The 16,129-nt window shown below is 70.9% G+C and carries 13 protein-coding genes; 7 read left to right on the top strand and 6 right to left on the bottom strand.

Annotated elements, in window-relative coordinates; translation table 11 throughout:
• Positions 1-67: 67 nt before the first annotated feature.
• Together ABT254_RS01620 and ABT254_RS01615 are read right to left on the bottom strand one after the other, a co-directional pair.
• Positions 68-841, bottom strand: coding sequence for an SDR family NAD(P)-dependent oxidoreductase (locus ABT254_RS01620; RefSeq protein ID WP_351462440.1), 774 nt, complete (start codon positions 839-841; stop codon positions 68-70).
• A 96-nt stretch (positions 842-937) separates the two neighbouring features.
• Entirely contained in the window at positions 938-1,606 is a 669-nt protein-coding gene (locus ABT254_RS01615) for an MOSC domain-containing protein (protein WP_351462439.1), read from the bottom strand.
• A gap of 80 nt (positions 1,607-1,686) precedes the next feature.
• On the opposite strand from ABT254_RS01615, the gene ABT254_RS01610 reads away from it, so the two are divergent.
• On the top strand, positions 1,687-2,592 hold the full coding sequence (locus tag ABT254_RS01610) for a LysR family transcriptional regulator (RefSeq protein ID WP_351462438.1): 906 nt from the start codon (positions 1,687-1,689) through the stop codon (positions 2,590-2,592).
• A 62-nt stretch (positions 2,593-2,654) separates the two neighbouring features.
• On the opposite strand, the gene ABT254_RS01605 is transcribed toward ABT254_RS01610, so the two are convergent.
• Positions 2,655-2,981, bottom strand: coding sequence for a WhiB family transcriptional regulator (locus tag ABT254_RS01605; RefSeq protein ID WP_351462437.1), 327 nt, complete (start codon positions 2,979-2,981; stop codon positions 2,655-2,657).
• Positions 2,982-3,362: 381 nt separating this feature from the next.
• Here ABT254_RS01605 and ABT254_RS01600 point away from each other — a divergent pair, with 381 nt between their 5' ends.
• From ABT254_RS01600 to ABT254_RS01585, 4 genes are all read left to right on the top strand, one after another.
• Positions 3,363-3,974, top strand: coding sequence for a response regulator transcription factor (locus ABT254_RS01600; protein ID WP_003948568.1), 612 nt, complete (start codon positions 3,363-3,365; stop codon positions 3,972-3,974).
• A 446-nt stretch (positions 3,975-4,420) separates the two neighbouring features.
• A complete protein-coding gene (locus ABT254_RS01595) occupies positions 4,421-5,008 on the top strand; it encodes a sigma-70 family RNA polymerase sigma factor (RefSeq protein WP_030930346.1) in 588 nt (195 codons plus the stop codon).
• A 154-nt stretch (positions 5,009-5,162) separates the two neighbouring features.
• Positions 5,163-6,665, top strand: coding sequence for an IMP dehydrogenase (gene guaB, locus ABT254_RS01590; protein ID WP_351462436.1), 1,503 nt, complete (start codon positions 5,163-5,165; stop codon positions 6,663-6,665).
• 118 nt (positions 6,666-6,783) lie between these two features.
• Positions 6,784-7,908, top strand: a complete 1,125-nt coding sequence (locus ABT254_RS01585; protein ID WP_351462435.1) for a GuaB3 family IMP dehydrogenase-related protein — start codon at positions 6,784-6,786, stop codon at positions 7,906-7,908.
• A gap of 690 nt (positions 7,909-8,598) precedes the next feature.
• Here the strand turns inward: ABT254_RS01585 and ABT254_RS01580 are convergent.
• Both ABT254_RS01580 and ABT254_RS01575 read right to left on the bottom strand, forming a co-directional pair.
• Positions 8,599-9,138: a hypothetical protein gene (locus ABT254_RS01580; RefSeq protein ID WP_351462434.1), complete on the bottom strand. Its 540-nt coding sequence runs from the start codon at positions 9,136-9,138 to the stop codon at positions 8,599-8,601.
• A 125-nt stretch (positions 9,139-9,263) separates the two neighbouring features.
• Positions 9,264-10,469 carry a nucleotide sugar dehydrogenase gene (locus ABT254_RS01575; protein WP_351462433.1) on the bottom strand — a complete coding sequence of 402 codons (1,206 nt, stop codon included), beginning with the start codon at positions 10,467-10,469 and terminating at the stop codon, positions 9,264-9,266.
• A gap of 271 nt (positions 10,470-10,740) precedes the next feature.
• Between ABT254_RS01575 and ABT254_RS01570 the strand changes: the two genes are divergently transcribed.
• The gene (locus ABT254_RS01570) at positions 10,741-12,447 is read left to right on the top strand and encodes a glycerol-3-phosphate dehydrogenase/oxidase (protein ID WP_351462432.1); all 1,707 of its coding nucleotides are present in this window, start codon (positions 10,741-10,743) and stop codon (positions 12,445-12,447) included.
• Between the two features lie 94 nt (positions 12,448-12,541).
• Here the strand turns inward: ABT254_RS01570 and ABT254_RS01565 are convergent, their stop codons facing one another.
• A complete protein-coding gene (locus tag ABT254_RS01565; protein ID WP_351462431.1) occupies positions 12,542-13,585 on the bottom strand; it encodes a serine hydrolase domain-containing protein in 1,044 nt (347 codons plus the stop codon).
• A gap of 172 nt (positions 13,586-13,757) precedes the next feature.
• Between ABT254_RS01565 and ABT254_RS01560 the strand changes: the two genes are divergently transcribed.
• Positions 13,758-16,013 carry a serine/threonine-protein kinase gene (locus ABT254_RS01560; protein ID WP_351462846.1) on the top strand — a complete coding sequence of 752 codons (2,256 nt, stop codon included), beginning with the start codon at positions 13,758-13,760 and terminating at the stop codon, positions 16,011-16,013.
• The last annotated feature ends 116 nt before the right edge of the window (positions 16,014-16,129 follow it).

Below are 16,129 nucleotides of genomic sequence, written 5' to 3'. Positions count from 1 at the left end.
CCGAGGTCCGGTTGAACAGCACCATTCTCCCACCGGGGCCCCACGGCGCCCCCCGAGCGCCGGAAGGCTACTGCGGCCCGTACTTCCGGCCGGTCCGCGAGGTGATCCCGCCCAGCAGGCCCCGGGGCGTCACCTTCACGATGCCCATCAGCGCCTTGTACCGCGCGTCCGGAATGGACAGCGACTTTCCCCGCGCCAGATCCGAGAGTGCCGCCGCCACCAGCTTGTCGGCGTCGAGCCACATCCACCCGGGGATGTTGTCCGTGCCCATCCCGGCCCGCTGGTGGAACTCCGTCCGCACGAACCCCGGGCACAGCGCCATCAACCGCACGCCACTGCCCGCCAGGTCCTTCGCCGCCCCCTGCGTGAACTGCACGACCCACGCCTTGGAGGCTCCGTACGTGCCGCGCGGCACGAAGGCGGCCACGGACGCGACGTTGACGACCCCGCCGCGACCGCGCTCGCGCATCGCCTCGGTCGCCGCCATGGTCAGCCGCAGCACCGCCTCGCAGTGCACCTTGAGCATCTGCAACTCGTCGGCGAGGGCTACGTCGAGGAAGCGGCCCTTGTTGCCGAAGCCGGCGTTGTTGATCAGCAGGTCGACGGGGTTCTTGCGGTCGGCCAGGCGCGCGGCCACGGCCTCGATGCCCTCGTCCGTGGCGAGGTCGGCGGTGAGCACCTCCGCCTCGATGCCGTGCCGGTCGTGCAGTTCGGTCGCCTGTTCCTGCAGTCGCTTGGTGTCGCGGGCGACGAGCACCAGGTTGTGCCCGTCGGCCGAAAGCCGCCGCGCGAACGCGGCGCCGATGCCCGCGGTCGATCCCGTAATCAGAGCCGTTGTCATGGCCCAAGGGTAGTGACCCGGACTGTGGGACTCCGATCTCTGCACAGAGCCCGACGGTGGTGAAGCATCGGAGAAGAGCGAATACCTGACGGGTTGTCAGGAAGCGTGCTTCTCCAGGTACAGACGCGCCGCCTCACGTCCGTCCGGATGCAGTGCCTCACCCGCCGCCAGCAGCCGCGGCAGCAGTTCCCGCTCCGTCGTGACCGCGCGGAACTGCAGCGCCACCGTCACGTCGTGGTCCGGCCGGTGCACGATCTCGACCGGGTCGCCGGAGCGGATCTCACCGGGCTCGATCACCCGCAGATAGGCGCCCGGAGCACCCTTCCGCGTGAACCGCCTCACCCATCCCTTCTCGCCCAGATGGCCCTGGAAGGTGAGGCAGGGGATCCGGCCGGAGGTGACCTCCAGGACGACCTCCGGTCCGATGCGCCAGCGCTCGCCGATCAGCGCGCCGGATATGTCGAGGCCCACGGTGGTGAGGTTCTCGCCGAACGAGCCGCTCGGCAGCGGGCGCCCCAACTCGCGCTCCCAGTCGTCCAGATCCTCGCGCGCGACCGCGTACACCGCCTGGTCGTCGCCCCCGTGGTGGCGCAGTTCGCACACCGCGTCCCCGGCCAGCCCGCTCGCGCCGATCCCCTTGGGCCCCGGCGCCGCCACCCGCACCGGCCCGTCCACCGGCTGCTTGTCGATGCCGGTCACCCCGTCCGGCTGGCCCGTGTACGGCACGGACTTCGGACGGCCGAGGTTCACTGACAGTAGCTTCATGCCCGAACGGTAGGGGATGTCCTCTCAAAGTGTCGACGCATTATCGGGCGCCCAATCAAAGGATCACTTATCCTCGAAGGGTGATCGAAGCCCGCCATCTGCGCGTTCTGCGCGCCGTCGCCGCCACCGGCTCCTTCTCGGCCGCCGGGCGTGAACTGGGCTGTACGCAGCCCGCCGTCAGCCAGCAGATGAAGGCCCTGGAGGCGTCGGTCGGCACGCCGCTGCTCGTCCGCGGGGGCCGCGAGATGCGCTTGACCCAGGCAGGTGAGGCGCTGGTGCGGCATGCCTCGGGGATCCTGTCCGGGCTCACGGCGGCGGAGGAGGAGGTCGCCGCCATCGCGGGACTGCGCGCCGGCCGGGTACGGCTCGTCTCCTTCCCGAGCGGCAGCTCGACGCTGGTTCCCACCGCCCTCGCGGCCCTGCGCGCCGCGCATCCCGGCACCCGGGTCTTTCTGGAGGAGGCCGAGCCGCCCGCCTCCGTCGGGCTGCTGCGCGAGGGCGACTGCGACGTGGCGCTGGCCTTCCGCTACGAGGGCGCGGCGGCCGCGGAGGAGTGGGCCGACCTCGTCGTACGACCGCTGCTGAGCGACCGGCTCGTCGGACTCGTGCCCGAGCGGCACCGGCTGGCCGAGGCCTCGACCGTGGCCATCGGCGATCTGGCGCACGAGCCGTGGATCGCCGGCTGCCCGCGCTGCCGTGGGCAGTTGGTCGAGGTGTGCGAGAGCGCCGGGTTCACGCCGCGCATCGACTTCGCCACCGACGACTATCCGGCGGTCGTCGGCCTGGTCGGCGCGGGCCTCGGCGTCGCCGTACTGCCGCAGCTCGCCGTCGAGTCGGTACGGCCGCGGCACGCGCGCGTGCTGACGCTGGAGCCGGCGGTGCGGCGGGAGATCGTGGCCCTGACGCTGCCCGACCTGGCCCAGGTGCCCGCGGTCGCGGCGACCCTGGAGCACCTGGGGCGTGCGGCCGCAGACCGGCAAGAGTGATGGGCACGCGCACGCGTGCCCATCCCATGGAGTCGAAGAAACGTTCCTTCAGGTGTTCGAGTTCAGTTGTTCGAGCCGCCGTCCCCGCCGGTCGCCGCCGCCACCAGCCGGTTGCGCGCCCGTCCCATGAGCTCCTCGCGCTCGTCCTCGGTCAGGCCGCCCCACACGCCGTACGGCTCTCTCACCGCCAGCGCGTGCGCCGCGCACTGCGCGCGTACCGGGCACCTCATACAGACCTCCTTGGCCGAGTTCTCGCGAGCGCTCCGGGCCGCACCGCGCTCACCCTCCGGATGAAAGAAGAGCGAGCTGTCCACCCCGCGACAGGCGGCCAGAAGCTGCCAGTCCCACAGGTCCGCGTTCGGTCCGGGAAGGCGGGAGAAATCTGCCATTGCGTGACCCCTTGTAGCCGTTCTGAGCGGATACGGTGCCCACGACCGTATATCTACGATCTAAGGAGATGAAAATATGACTCATTGCGAATCTAGCCTCAGACACCAGTAGATGGGAAGAAAAAGGGCTAAATGGGGCATGGGTTGTGATGAAACGTTGAGGGTCCGCCCTGCGTGTCTGCACCGTGTCCGTGCCCTCACGTAGAGTGCCGAAGATGGCACACGGCCCCGTAACTCTTTCGAGTGACCATCGTTGAGAGTGCGGAGGCGGTTGAAGCAACAAGTGCTCGGGCAGGCGTCCGACACGGTCGACCGCACAGGTGACGATTTCGTACCAGCCTGGAGGCTCAAGGTGACGTGCATCAGCTGCGGAGGGCGGCCATGACATCCGTCCTCGTCTGCGACGACTCCCCGCTTGCCCGAGAGGCGCTCCGCCGCGCGGTCGCGACCGTGCCCGGCGTCGAGCGCGTGACGACCGCGGCCAACGGCGAGGAAGTCCTCCGCCGCTGGGGCGCCGACCGTTCGGACCTGATTCTGATGGACGTACGCATGCCCGGACTGGGCGGCGTCGAGACCGTGCGCCGGCTGCTGTCCGCCGACCCCGGCGCGCGCATCATCATGCTCACCGTCGCCGAGGACCTGGACGGGGTGGCCCTCGCGGTCGCCGCGGGTGCCCGCGGCTATCTGCACAAGGACGCCTCGCGCGCGGAGTTGCGCGCGACCGTCACCCAGGCGCTCGCCGACCCGACCTGGCGGCTGGCCCCGCGTCGGCTGCGCTCCGCCGAGATGGGCGCCGCGCCCACGCTCACCGCGCGTGAGATCCAGGTCCTGGAGGGCATGAGCCACGGCCGCTCCAACGCGGAGATCGGTCGCGAGCTGTTCCTCTCCGAGGACACCGTCAAGACGCACGCCCGGCGGCTCTTCAAGAAGCTCGGCGCCTCGGACCGGGCGCACGCCGTGGCGCTCGGCTTCCGCTGGGGCCTGGTTCGCTAGGCCAGTCGGGTGTGTTGCAGCGGGGGTTCGGGAACCCCCGCCCACCGCGGGGTGGGTGGGGCCGGGCGACCCCGGGGAAGTTCGGGCACGCCCGCGCGCCGTCCGGCACGGGCGCCCTTCGTCGCACCGGTCAAAGGCCCTGGCAGCTCTGCTGCGAGGGCCTTCGTCCGGCATGGCTCGGGTCCGCACCGGCTGCTGCCGCGGCGGGCGTGGATAGGCCTCGGTACCCCCCTCAAAGCCGCTGGGCAAAAGGCCCTGCCGGGTGCCCGATGCTCGTTTCGGCGCGGATGCCGCATCCTTGAGGTGTGGAGTCTCTCGGGGACGAGTCGGTCGAGCGGAAGGGGAGGGTGCAAGGGATGAGTTCCGGCGCACCTGCTCATAACGCTTCGGTGCACAACATCGGACACGGTGCCACGGCCCGCGCGGCCGCAAGGCACCATGGACCGATGCGCGACGACGAGGCGGCGAGTGCCGCAGGGGCGATCGGTGCACTCGTCCATCGCGCCGTGGACGGGGACGAGCAGGCCACACACGATCTGCTGGCCCATGTCCACCCCTTGGCGCTGCGCTATTGCCGCACGCGTCTGTCCCGTCTGCCGGGTGATGCCCGGCACTTCGTGGAGGACCTCGCGCAGGAGGTGTGCGTCGCCGTTCTCCTCGCGCTGCCGCGCTACAAGGACACCGGCCGCCCCTTCGAGGCCTTCGTCTTCGCCATCGCCGCGCACAAGGTCGCGGACCTGCAGCGGGCGGCGATGCGGCACCCGGGGTCGACGGCGGTCCCGTCCGACGAGATGCCGGAGCGGCCGGACGACTCGCTCGGCCCGGAGGAGCGGGCGCTGCTCAGCAGCGACGCCGAATGGGCCAAGAAACTGCTGGCCAACCTGCCGGAGAACCAGCGCGAGCTGCTCCTGCTGCGGATCGCGGTGGGTCTCACGGCCGAGGAGACGGGACAGATGTTGGGAATGTCACCCGGAGCGGTGCGGGTGGCACAGCACCGGGCCCTGAGCCGGCTCAGGGCGCTCGCGGAGCAGTAACCCCACTGCCGTAAGCGCCTTCCTTGAACAGGGCTCTCGGCAATTCCGTACGAACATACGAAGCCCAGAGTCACGCGGAACCGTGGAATTCGAGAGCCGTGCTTCCCGTTAGCATGGACATCCGCACCGATCAAGGCCATTTGGGGAAGGTGTCATGACTGCAAACGTCGACGGAGTGCCCGGTAAATTCGCGACACTCGGGCTGACCTACGACGACGTGCTGCTGCTGCCGGGCGCATCCGAGGTGCTCCCCAACGCGGTCGACACCTCGTCCCGCATCTCCCGCAACGTCCGGGTCAACATCCCGCTGCTCTCCGCGGCGATGGACAAGGTGACCGAGTCCCGCATGGCGATCGCGATGGCCCGCCTCGGTGGCGTCGGCGTGCTGCACCGCAACCTGTCCGTGGAGGACCAGGTCAACCAGGTCGACCTGGTCAAGCGGTCCGAGTCCGGCATGGTCACCGACCCCATCACGGTGCACCCGGAGGCCACGCTCGCCGACGCGGACGCCCTGTGCGCCAAGTTCCGCATCAGCGGTGTCCCCGTCACCGACCCGGCCGGCAAGCTGCTCGGCATCGTCACCAACCGTGACATGGCCTTCGAGTCCGACCGCAGCCGCCAGGTGCGCGAGGTCATGACGCCGATGCCGCTGGTCACCGGCAAGGTCGGCATCTCCGGTGTGGACGCCATGGAGCTGCTGCGCAAGCACAAGATCGAGAAGCTGCCGCTGGTCGACGACAACGGCATCCTCAAGGGCCTCATCACGGTCAAGGACTTCGTCAAGGCCGAGAAGTACCCGAACGCCGCCAAGGACGCGGAGGGCCGGCTGCTCGTCGGTGCCGCCGTGGGCGCCAGCCCCGAGGCGCTGGAGCGCGCCCAGGCGCTCGCCGAGGCCGGTGTGGACTTCCTGGTCGTCGACACCTCGCACGGCCACAACAGCAACGCGCTGAGCTGGATGTCGAAGATCAAGTCGAGCGTCTCCGTCGACGTGATCGGCGGCAACGTCGCCACCCGCGACGGCGCGCAGGCCCTCATCGACGCCGGTGTCGACGGCATCAAGGTGGGTGTCGGCCCCGGCTCCATCTGTACGACCCGTGTGGTCGCCGGCATCGGCGTCCCGCAGGTCACCGCGATCTACGAGGCCTCCCTCGCGGCCCGTCCGGCGGGCATCCCGCTGATCGGCGACGGCGGCCTGCAGTACTCCGGCGACATCGGCAAGGCCCTCGCGGCCGGCGCCGACACGGTGATGCTCGGCTCGCTGCTCGCGGGCTGCGAGGAGTCGCCCGGCGAGCTGCAGTTCATCAACGGCAAGCAGTTCAAGTCGTACCGCGGCATGGGCTCGCTCGGCGCCATGCAGTCCCGCGGCCAGGCGAAGTCGTACTCCAAGGACCGCTACTTCCAGGGTGAGGTCGCCTCCGACGACAAGCTGGTGCCCGAGGGCATCGAGGGCCAGGTGCCCTACCGCGGCCCGCTCTCCAGCGTCCTGCACCAGCTGGTCGGCGGTCTGCGCCAGACCATGGGCTATGTGGGCGCGGCCACCATCGAGGAGATGGAGTCCAAGGGCCGCTTCGTGCGGATCACCTCCGCGGGCCTCAAGGAGAGCCACCCGCACGACATCCAGATGACGGTCGAGGCGCCGAACTACAGCCGCAAGTAGTCGCACAAGCAGTCAGCAGGCTCCTACAAGGGCGGTCCCGGCAGCACCGGGGCCGCCCTTGTCGTACCCGTCGGCGATACTGGAAGACGCTGCAACGCATCAGGGAAAGGCCACAGACGTGACTGAGATCGAGATCGGGCGCGGCAAGCGCGGCCGCCGGGCGTACGCCTTCGACGACATCGCCGTCGTCCCCAGCCGCCGTACGCGGGACCCGAAGGAGGTCTCGATCGCCTGGCAGATCGACGCCTACCGCTTCGAGCTGCCGTTCCTGGCCGCCCCCATGGACTCCGTGGTCTCCCCGGCCACCGCGATCCGCATCGGCGAGCTCGGCGGCCTCGGCGTGCTGAACCTCGAAGGCCTGTGGACGAGGTACGAGGACCCGCAGCCGCTGCTCGACGAGATCGTCGGCCTCGACGCGGACCGGGCCACGCGCCGGCTCCAGGAGATCTACGCCGCTCCCATCAAGGAGGAGCTGATCGGCGCGCGCCTGAAGGAGGTGCGCGACTCCGGCGTGGTCACGGCCGCCGCGCTCTCCCCGCAGCGCACGGCCCAGTTCTCCAAGGCTGTGGTGGACGCGGGCGTGGACATCTTCGTCATCCGCGGTACGACGGTCTCCGCGGAGCACGTCTCCGGCTCGCACGAGCCGCTGAACCTGAAGCAGTTCATCTACGAGCTCGACGTCCCGGTGATCGTCGGCGGCTGCGCCACGTACACGGCGGCCCTGCACCTGATGCGCACGGGCGCGGCGGGCGTGCTGGTCGGCTTCGGCGGCGGCGCGGCGCACACCACGCGCAACGTGCTGGGCATCCAGGTCCCGATGGCGACCGCGGTCGCGGACGTGGCGGCGGCGCGTCGTGACTACATGGACGAGTCCGGCGGCCGGTACGTGCACGTGATCGCGGACGGTGGCGTGGGCTGGTCCGGCGATCTGCCGAAGGCGATCGCCTGCGGCGCGGACGCCGTGATGATGGGCTCCCCGCTCGCCCGCGCGACGGACGCGCCGGGCAAGGGCAACCACTGGGGCATGGAGGCCGTCAACGAGGAGCTGCCGCGCGGCAAGAAGGTCGACCTCGGCACGGTCGGCACCATCGAGGAGGTGCTGACCGGCCCGTCGCACACCCCTGACGGCTCGATGAACCTCTTCGGTGCGCTGCGGCGGGCGATGGCCACGACCGGCTACAGCGAGCTGAAGGAGTTCCAGCGGGTCGAGGTGACGGTGGCGGACTCGCAGCACAAGCGGTAGGGCTTACGGCGCCTGAAGGGCCGGTCATCCCAAGGAGTGGGTGACCGGCCCTTTTGTGTGCCCAAGTGGGCTGGTGGGGGCGCGTGTCGAGGGGTGGGGGCGCGTGGTTGTGTTCGGGGCGAATGCGGGCCGAACGGGCGTAAGCGGGCGGTAGTGTCCTTGATCGGCGACCCGCTGTCTGGGGCGCCCCCTTCCAAGGAGCACGTGTCCGGACCCGACAGCCCGGGGCCCGGCCCGGAACTCCAATGGACCGCCCAACCGGGTTGACGGGCGGCGTCATGGAAGGGGGCGTGCCCATGGGCCGTCACCGCAAGCCCACCCGCTGGGATCAGATTCGGCTTCGGCTGGTGAAGTTCCGGAGGAGGTGGATCTTGCGGATTTACGGCCGGTGAGCGGCCGCCCCTATAGACACTAGGGGCGGACACCCGTAAACCGGCCAGGAGCCCGCTGCAGTACCCCCTGCGGCGGGCTCCACCTTTTCGGTGGAACGGCCGCCCCTATAGCAGCTAGGGGCGGACACTTCGTGAACCATCCAGGAGCCCGCGCAGTACTGCATTGCCCTCTGCGGTGGGCCCCACCTGCTAGGTACGTTACCGGCGCCGCGCCCCGCATGCCACCAGCCCCGGAGCCCGCCACACCCACGCGCCCCCTTTCACAACCGACGCGCCGCCCCGCCCCGCACCGGCAGCGTCAGACCGCCGCCTTCTTGGCCCCCGTGAACGCCACATACGCGGCGATCGCGAAGAACACGAACGTCAGCGGGTCGGCGTCCGCCTTCCATGCCTCCTGGACCACGCTGAGGTGCTGGAAGAAGACCTCGTTGAAGCCGACCTTCACCTGGTCCGCGATGAGCATGGCCTCGCCCACCAGCTGGCCGGCGTAGACGGCGGCCAGGGACAGGACCGCGCTCGCGACCGGCAGGACCGGGTTGCGGCCGCCGAGCCGGCCCGCGGCGAGGCCGATCAGGAAGCCGACGCCGACCGCCGCCCAGCCGATCTCGTGCTTGGTCAGGCCGATGATCACGCCGTAGACACCGGCGACGACCACGGCGGCGGCGAACGCGGCCCCCAGCCCGAGCCCGATGTTGTTCTTCACGGGAACAGGCACCGGAGCGGGCGCGTACGGGGCGTCCGGCGCCGGAGGCTGCGGTACCGCGTCCGGCTGCTGGGCGTCCGGGGTGCCGTCGGCCTGCTGGGGCTGCTGCGGCGGCGTTGGAGCTGACTGGCTCATGACAGAAATCCCCCCACGGGATGGAACGAGCGGATGGTGAAGCGAAGAAAGTGTGCGCACGCGTGTGCGACGAGTGGAGGGAGAGTAACAGGTGGGGGTGACAGGGCGGCCAGCCAAATATGCGGTCAGAGGCGGTGGGCGGCCCCCGTCGGCACGGCGCCGCGGGTGTCCAGCAGCAACTGCGCCTTCACCGACAGGCCTTGGAGGTCGTACGTCCGGTGCTGCTGGAGCAGGATCGTCAGATCGGCCTCGGCCGCGGCCTCGTAGAGGGCGTCCGCGCGCGGGACCGGCCGGCCTTGGACGCTCCAGGACGGGACGTGCGGGTCGTGGTAGCTGATCGAGGCGCCCAGTTCCATGAGGCGGACGGCGATCTCCGGGGCGGTGGTGCCCTGTTGGTCGGCGAGGTCCGGCTTGTAGGTGACGCCGAGGAGCAGCACGCGTGCGCCGCGCGCCGACTTGCCGTGCTCGTTGAGGAGGGCCGCGGCGCGCTGGACGACATAACGGGGCATCTGGCTGTTGACCTGCTGGGCGAGTTCGACCATGCGCAGGCGGCCGGGGGCGCCGGTCAGGTCCTGGGGGACGGCGTGGCCGCCGACGCCGGGGCCGGGGCGGAAGGCCTCGAAGCCGAACGGCTTGGTCTCCGCGCAGCGGATGACGTCCCAGACGTCGACGCCGAGGTGGTTGCAGAGGACGGCCATCTCGTTGACGAGCGCGATGTTGACGTGCCGGAAGTTGGTCTCGAGGAGTTGCACGGTCTCCGCCTCGCGCAGTCCACGCGCGCGGACCACCTTGTCGGTGAGGCGGCCGTAGAACGCGGCGGCGGACTCGGTGCAGGCGGAGGTGAGGCCGCCGATCACCTTGGGGATGTTGGCCGGGGTGAAGGCGCGGTTGCCGGGGTCGACCCGGCTGGGGGAGTAGGCGAGGTGGAAGTCGCGGCCCGCCTGCAGCCCGGAGCCCTCCTCCAGGAGGGGGCACAGGAACTCCTCGGTGGTGCCCGGGGGCACGGGCGACTCCAGGATGACCGTGGTGTGCGGGCGCAGCTGCGCGGCCAGGGCGCGGGCGGCCGCCTCCACCTGGCCGAGGTCCAGCTTGCCGTCGGCGCCGCGCGGGGTCGGCACGCAGATGACCGCGGTGCGGACCCGGCCGAGCTCGGCCGGGCTGGTGGCGTGCCTAAAGCCCCCCGAGAGCATCCGGCGCAGCTCGGCGGGGCTGAGGGAGCCCTGCTCGGGCCCGGTCCGGTAGCCGAGTGTGGGGATGCCGGCCGCGACGGCTGCCTGGGCCAGGGGCAGGCCGAACGGGCCGAGTCCGATGACGGCGAGATCTGCGGGCATGGAGTGGGCCGTCCTCCCAGTAACCGAAGCGGGGCAGGTGCGCAAGTCCTGTGGACAGGACAGGCGAAGTGCAATGTCACACTAGGAGTAAATATGACCGATTTGCGGGATTGGTTGTCCGTGTTTTCCGCAGGTCTCGGGAATGTTGTCCACAGGCTGGGGGCGACTGGTGGCTGAAGCCGGGCAAGCCGGTCAGAATTTGGGCATGGGGGATGAGAACCGGGCTTCGCCCGACGGGTGCGGCCGACGCTACTGATAGCGGGAGGCAGCGGTGAGGACAGCGACACTGGGGCCGGCGCAGCGAGCCGAGTCACTGGCGGGAATGGCCGAGCGCGAGCTGGACGTACTGGTGGTGGGCGGCGGCGTGGTCGGTGCGGGCACCGCCCTGGACGCCGTGACACGCGGACTGTCCACCGGCCTGGTCGAGGCGCGGGACTGGGCGTCGGGCACCTCCAGCAGGTCCAGCAAGCTGATCCACGGCGGACTGCGCTATCTGGAGATGCTCGACTTCGCGCTCGTACGGGAGGCGCTGAAGGAGCGCGGCCTGCTGCTGGAGCGGCTGGCCCCGCATCTGGTGAAGCCGGTGCCGTTCCTGTACCCGCTGCAGCACAAGGGCTGGGAGCGCCTGTACGCCGGGTCGGGCGTCGCGCTCTACGACGCGATGTCGATGGCCCGCGGACACGGCCGCGGTCTGCCCGTGCACCGTCATCTGACCCGTCGCCACGCCCTGCGCGTGGCACCCGCCTTGAAGAAGGACGCGCTGGTCGGGGCCCTGCAGTACTACGACGCCCAGATGGACGACGCCCGTTATGTGGCCACCCTGGTGCGCACGGCGGCGGCGTACGGCGCGAGGACCGCCAACCGCGCGCGGGTGACGGGTTTCCTGCGGGAGGGCGAACGGGTCGTCGGCGCGCGTGTGCAGGACGTCGAGGGGGGCGGCGAGTACGAGATCCGCGCCAAGCAGATCGTCAACGCGACCGGTGTGTGGACCGACGACACCCAGGCCATGGTGGGCGAGCGCGGCCAGTTCCACGTGCGGGCGTCCAAGGGCATCCACCTGGTCGTACCGAAGGACCGCATCAGCTCCTCGTCGGGGCTGATCCTGCGCACCGAGAAGTCCGTGCTGTTCGTCATCCCCTGGGGCCGGCACTGGATCGTCGGCACCACGGACACCGACTGGGACCTCGACAAGGCGCACCCGGCGGCGTCCAGCGCGGACATCGACTACCTCCTGGAGCACGTGAACTCGGTCCTCGCGGTGCCGCTGACGCGGGACGACGTGCAGGGCGTGTACGCGGGGCTGCGCCCGCTGCTGGCCGGCGAGTCGGAGGCCACCAGCAAGCTGTCGCGCGAGCACACCGTGGCGCATCCCGTGCCCGGGCTTGTCGTGGTGGCGGGCGGCAAGTACACGACGTACCGGGTGATGGCCAAGGACGCGGTGGACGAGGCGGTCCACGGCCTCGACATGCGGGTCGCCGAGTGCGTGACGGAGGACGTGCCGCTGCTGGGGGCCGAGGGCTACCGGGCGCTGTGGAACGCGCGGGCGCGGATCGCGGCGCGGACGGGTCTTCATGTGGTGCGCGTGGAGCATCTGCTGAACCGGTACGGGTCGATGGCGGAGGAACTCCTCGACCTGGTCGTCGCCGACGCCTCGCTCGGGGAGCCGCTGCAGGCCGCCGACGACTATCTGCGCGCCGAGGTCGTGTACGCCGCCTCGCACGAGGGCGCCCGGCACCTGGACGACGTGCTGACCCGGCGCACCCGCATCTCCATCGAGACCTTCGACCGGGGCACGCGCAGCGCACGGGAGGCGGCCGAGCTCATGGCCCCGGTGCTGGGCTGGGACAAGGACCAGATCGAGCGCGAGATCGAGCACTACGAGAAGCGGGTGGAGGCCGAGCGGGAGTCGCAGCGGCAGCCGGACGACCTGACGGCGGACGCGGCGCGGTTGGGGGCGCCGGACATCGTGCCGTTGTAGGAGGCCGGTAGTCCGGGCGCCCGGGCATGCAGGCGTGCGCAGATCACTCGAACGAGTGGCGGGATCCGGGATCTTCGTTCGGAACCCGGCCGTTCTACGGAGTGCGAGGGCAGAACTCGGCGGCGAGCAGGGCCGGTTCGAGGCCGGGATCTGCGATCGCCGTCGTGTTCACGCGGAAGGTGAGGACATGCCGGCCGTCGACGGTGGCTGCGGTGCGCACGTAGCTGCCGGTGATGCGTCCGTTGTGTCCCCACACCGTGATGCCGCACGGCAGCTTCTCGGGAATCAGGCCCATGCCGTACAGGCCGTGTGCGGTGCGGGTGTCGCGCATCTCGCGCAGCCGGCGCGAGGGCAGCAGTTCGCCGCCCAGCAGGGCCGTGTAGAAGCGGTCCAGGTCGGCGAGCGTGGTCACCAGCTCGCCCGCGGCCCCGGCCACCCGCGGGTCGAGTTCGGTGACGTCGGTTCCGTCGGTGGCGTAGGCGCGGCCGTGCGGGGAGGGCAGAGAGGTGCGGGAGCCTGGGAAGGAGGTGCCCGTCAGACCCAGTGGAGCGATGATGCGGCGCTCGGCCTCGGTGGCGTACGAGTGGCCGGTGACCTGCTGGATGACCATGCCGAGCAGCACGTAGTTGGTGTTCGAGTACGAGTAGCGGCCGGGGTCGGCCGGGGGGTGGGTGAGAGCGATGCGTACGGCTTGACGAGGGGGGAGGGGAACCAGGCCTCCGGTGTCCGCGGTGAAGTCGTTCAGGCCGCTGGTGTGGGTGAGCAGGGCGCGCAGGGTGATCCTGCGGCCGTCGTTCCCTGCTCCGCGCACCAGGCCGGGCAGATGCCGCTCGACGGTGTCGGACAGGGACAGCCGGTGTTCCGCCGCCAGTTGCAGGACGACCGTCGCGATGAAGGTCTTCGTGATGCTGCCGGCGCGGAAGCGGTCGGCACGGGCGATGCCGTGGCCGGCCCGCGCGTAGCGGGTGCCGGAGTCGTCGCGGGCCAGGAGGGCTGCGGCGGGGGCTCTGCCCTGCGTGACCAGCAGGGGCAGGAGCCTGTCCGCGGCCGGTGCCGCGGGGGCCGAGGACGAGGGTGGGGACAGGACGAGGAGCACCAGCGAGACGGGCGCGGCCAGTAGTGTCCTGAGCGGCGGCATCGCGAGGTCCTCCCTTGTCGCGGCCCATCATCCAGGGCGGCGCGACGCGCGGTCCGGCGGGGTCCCGGGTGCGCGGGCTCCTCGTGACATGCCACGGGCACCCTGGGCGTCGGGCACTTGTCGGGTGAGGGACAATGGAGGCTCTGTCAGGGCGGGTTGCATGAGGGGACGCATGTCGGAGGCGGAGCGGGCGGGGACATCTCGTCAGGACACTCGTCAGGACAACAGCGAGCGTCTTCTCGCGGGGCGGTACCGGCTGGGGAGGGTGCTCGGCCGCGGCGGCATGGGCACGGTGTGGCGGGCCGAGGACGAGACCCTGGGCCGGACGGTCGCCGTCAAGGAGCTGCGGTTCCCGTCGAACATCGACGAGGACGAGAAACGACGGCTGATCACGCGCACCCTGCGCGAGGCCAAGGCGATCGCGCGGATCCGCAACAACAGCGCGGTGACGGTCTTCGACGTGGTCGAGGAGGACGACCGGCCGTGGATCGTGATGGAGCTCGTCGAGGGCAAGTCGCTCGCCGAGGTCATCCGGGAGGACGGCCTGCTGGAGCCCAGGCGCGCGGCCGAGGTCGGGCTGGCGATCCTCGACGTGCTGCGCTCGGCGCACCGCGAGGGCATCCTGCACCGTGACGTGAAGCCGTCCAACGTCCTGCTGGAGTCCGACACCGGCCGGGTCGTGCTCACCGACTTCGGCATCGCCCAGGTCGAGGGCGACCCGTCCATCACCTCGACCGGCATGCTCGTCGGCGCGCCCTCCTACATCTCCCCGGAGCGGGCCCGCGGGCACAAGCCGGGCCCCGCGGCGGACCTGTGGTCGCTCGGCGGGCTGCTCTACGCGGCGGTCGAGGGCGTGCCGCCGTACGACAAGGGTTCCGCGATCGCCACCCTCACCGCGGTGATGACCGAGCCGATGGAGGAGCCGAAGAACGCGGGGCCGCTGAAGGACGTCATCTACGGGCTGCTGACCAAGGACCCCGCCAAGCGGCTCGACGACGCGGGCGCGCGGGCGATGCTCAACCGAGTGATCCACGCACCGGAGCCGAAGGAGGCCGAGCCGGAGCCGCCGTTGGACGCGACGCGGGTCGTGCCGTTGCCGGTGCAGCCCGACGCGCCCAAGGGCAAGGGGAGTTCGGGCGGCTCCGGGAGCAGGAGGGGCGAGGAGGCGGCGGAGAAGCTGCGCGGGGCGCTGCGTTCCGTGCGGAAGGCCGCCGTGGCGGCGGGAGTGGCGGCCGGTTCGGCGGCCGCGACCCGCGGCAAGCCGGGGAACGGCGCGGGCGGTTCGGGGTCCGGCGGCACCAAGTCCGCCGAGGCGGCCGGGACCTCGGGGGCGGCCGGTTCTCCGGCTCCGAAGGCACCTGCTGCTCCTCCCGCCCCTCCCGCTGCGACGACTCCGATGCCTGCGGTGCCTCCGGCTGCACGGTCCGCCGCGTCGCCGTCGGCTCCGGTGGAGTCCTCGGCCTCGTCGGCGGCTTCGGGAGCCAAGGCGCCTTCCGGTACCGCTGCCGGTTCCGGTTCGTCGGCGGCTGCGGGTGCCTCGGCCTCGTCGGCCGGTGCGGCCTCCGCGGGCCGGGAGAGCGGGACGCAAGGGACGAATGCGCAGGCCGGCGGGCGCAGTTCGGGGTGGCCGGTCGTGCCGCCGCCGGATCTGCCGCCGCGGCCCGTGCCGAGGGCACCGATCACCGACGTGGTGCCGAAGCGGACCCTGGTGATCATCGCGGTGGTGGTCGTGCTCGCCGTGATCGGGACCGTGCTGGCCCTCACGCTCGGTGGTGGCGACGACAAGAGCTCGAACGGCGGCAAGCACAGCGGCGGGAAGGCCGTGGCCAGTGCGTCCGCCGGGTCCCGCACCAAGGAGGACACGAGCGGCGGCAGCCGTGCGGGCGGAGGCGACTCGCAGTCCGGGTCGGCGTCGGCGGACGGCAGCACTCCCACCAACAGTCCGACCGCGTCCGGCGGCAGCGCGGGAGCGGGCGGGTCCTCCGGGGACGACGGTGCGGGGCAGACGAAGTACACGGGGAGCCAGGGCTACTCGATAGGGCTGCCCAAGGGGTGGAAGTACCAGTCGGCGAGTTCCGCCGGGGACCGGTTCACCGGGCCCGACGGGCAGAAGCTGCTCGTCGCCTGGACGTCCACGCCCAAGGACGACCCGGTGGCCGACTGGAAGAACCAGGAGCGCTACATGACGCGCTCGCAGTACCGGAAGATCCGGATAGAGCAGGTGGACTACCGCGGCTGGAACACGGCCGACTGGGAGTTCACCTATACGGAGAGCGGGACGGAGTACCGGACGATCGACCGCGGGTTCGTCGTCAACGACCATCTCGGATATGCGCTGATGTACACGGCGAAAGCCGCGAACTGGGGCAGTGATCTGCGTAAGGGCACCTGGCAGACCCTCGCGGGGACGTTCGAACCCAAGTCGTGAGGTGACCGAACCCGTCTTTGAGCCGTGAGATCTGGCATCCCCTCATTGCGGGTTGCCTCCGGCACGTATCGTGAGTGTTTGCGGACCGTACGCATCCAGGTATGGGTGCGGAACGG

The organism is Streptomyces sp. NPDC001137 (genome assembly GCF_040298885.1).
GTDB lineage: Bacteria > Actinomycetota > Actinomycetes > Streptomycetales > Streptomycetaceae > Streptomyces.
This window is presented reverse-complemented; position numbering and strand designations above follow the sequence as displayed.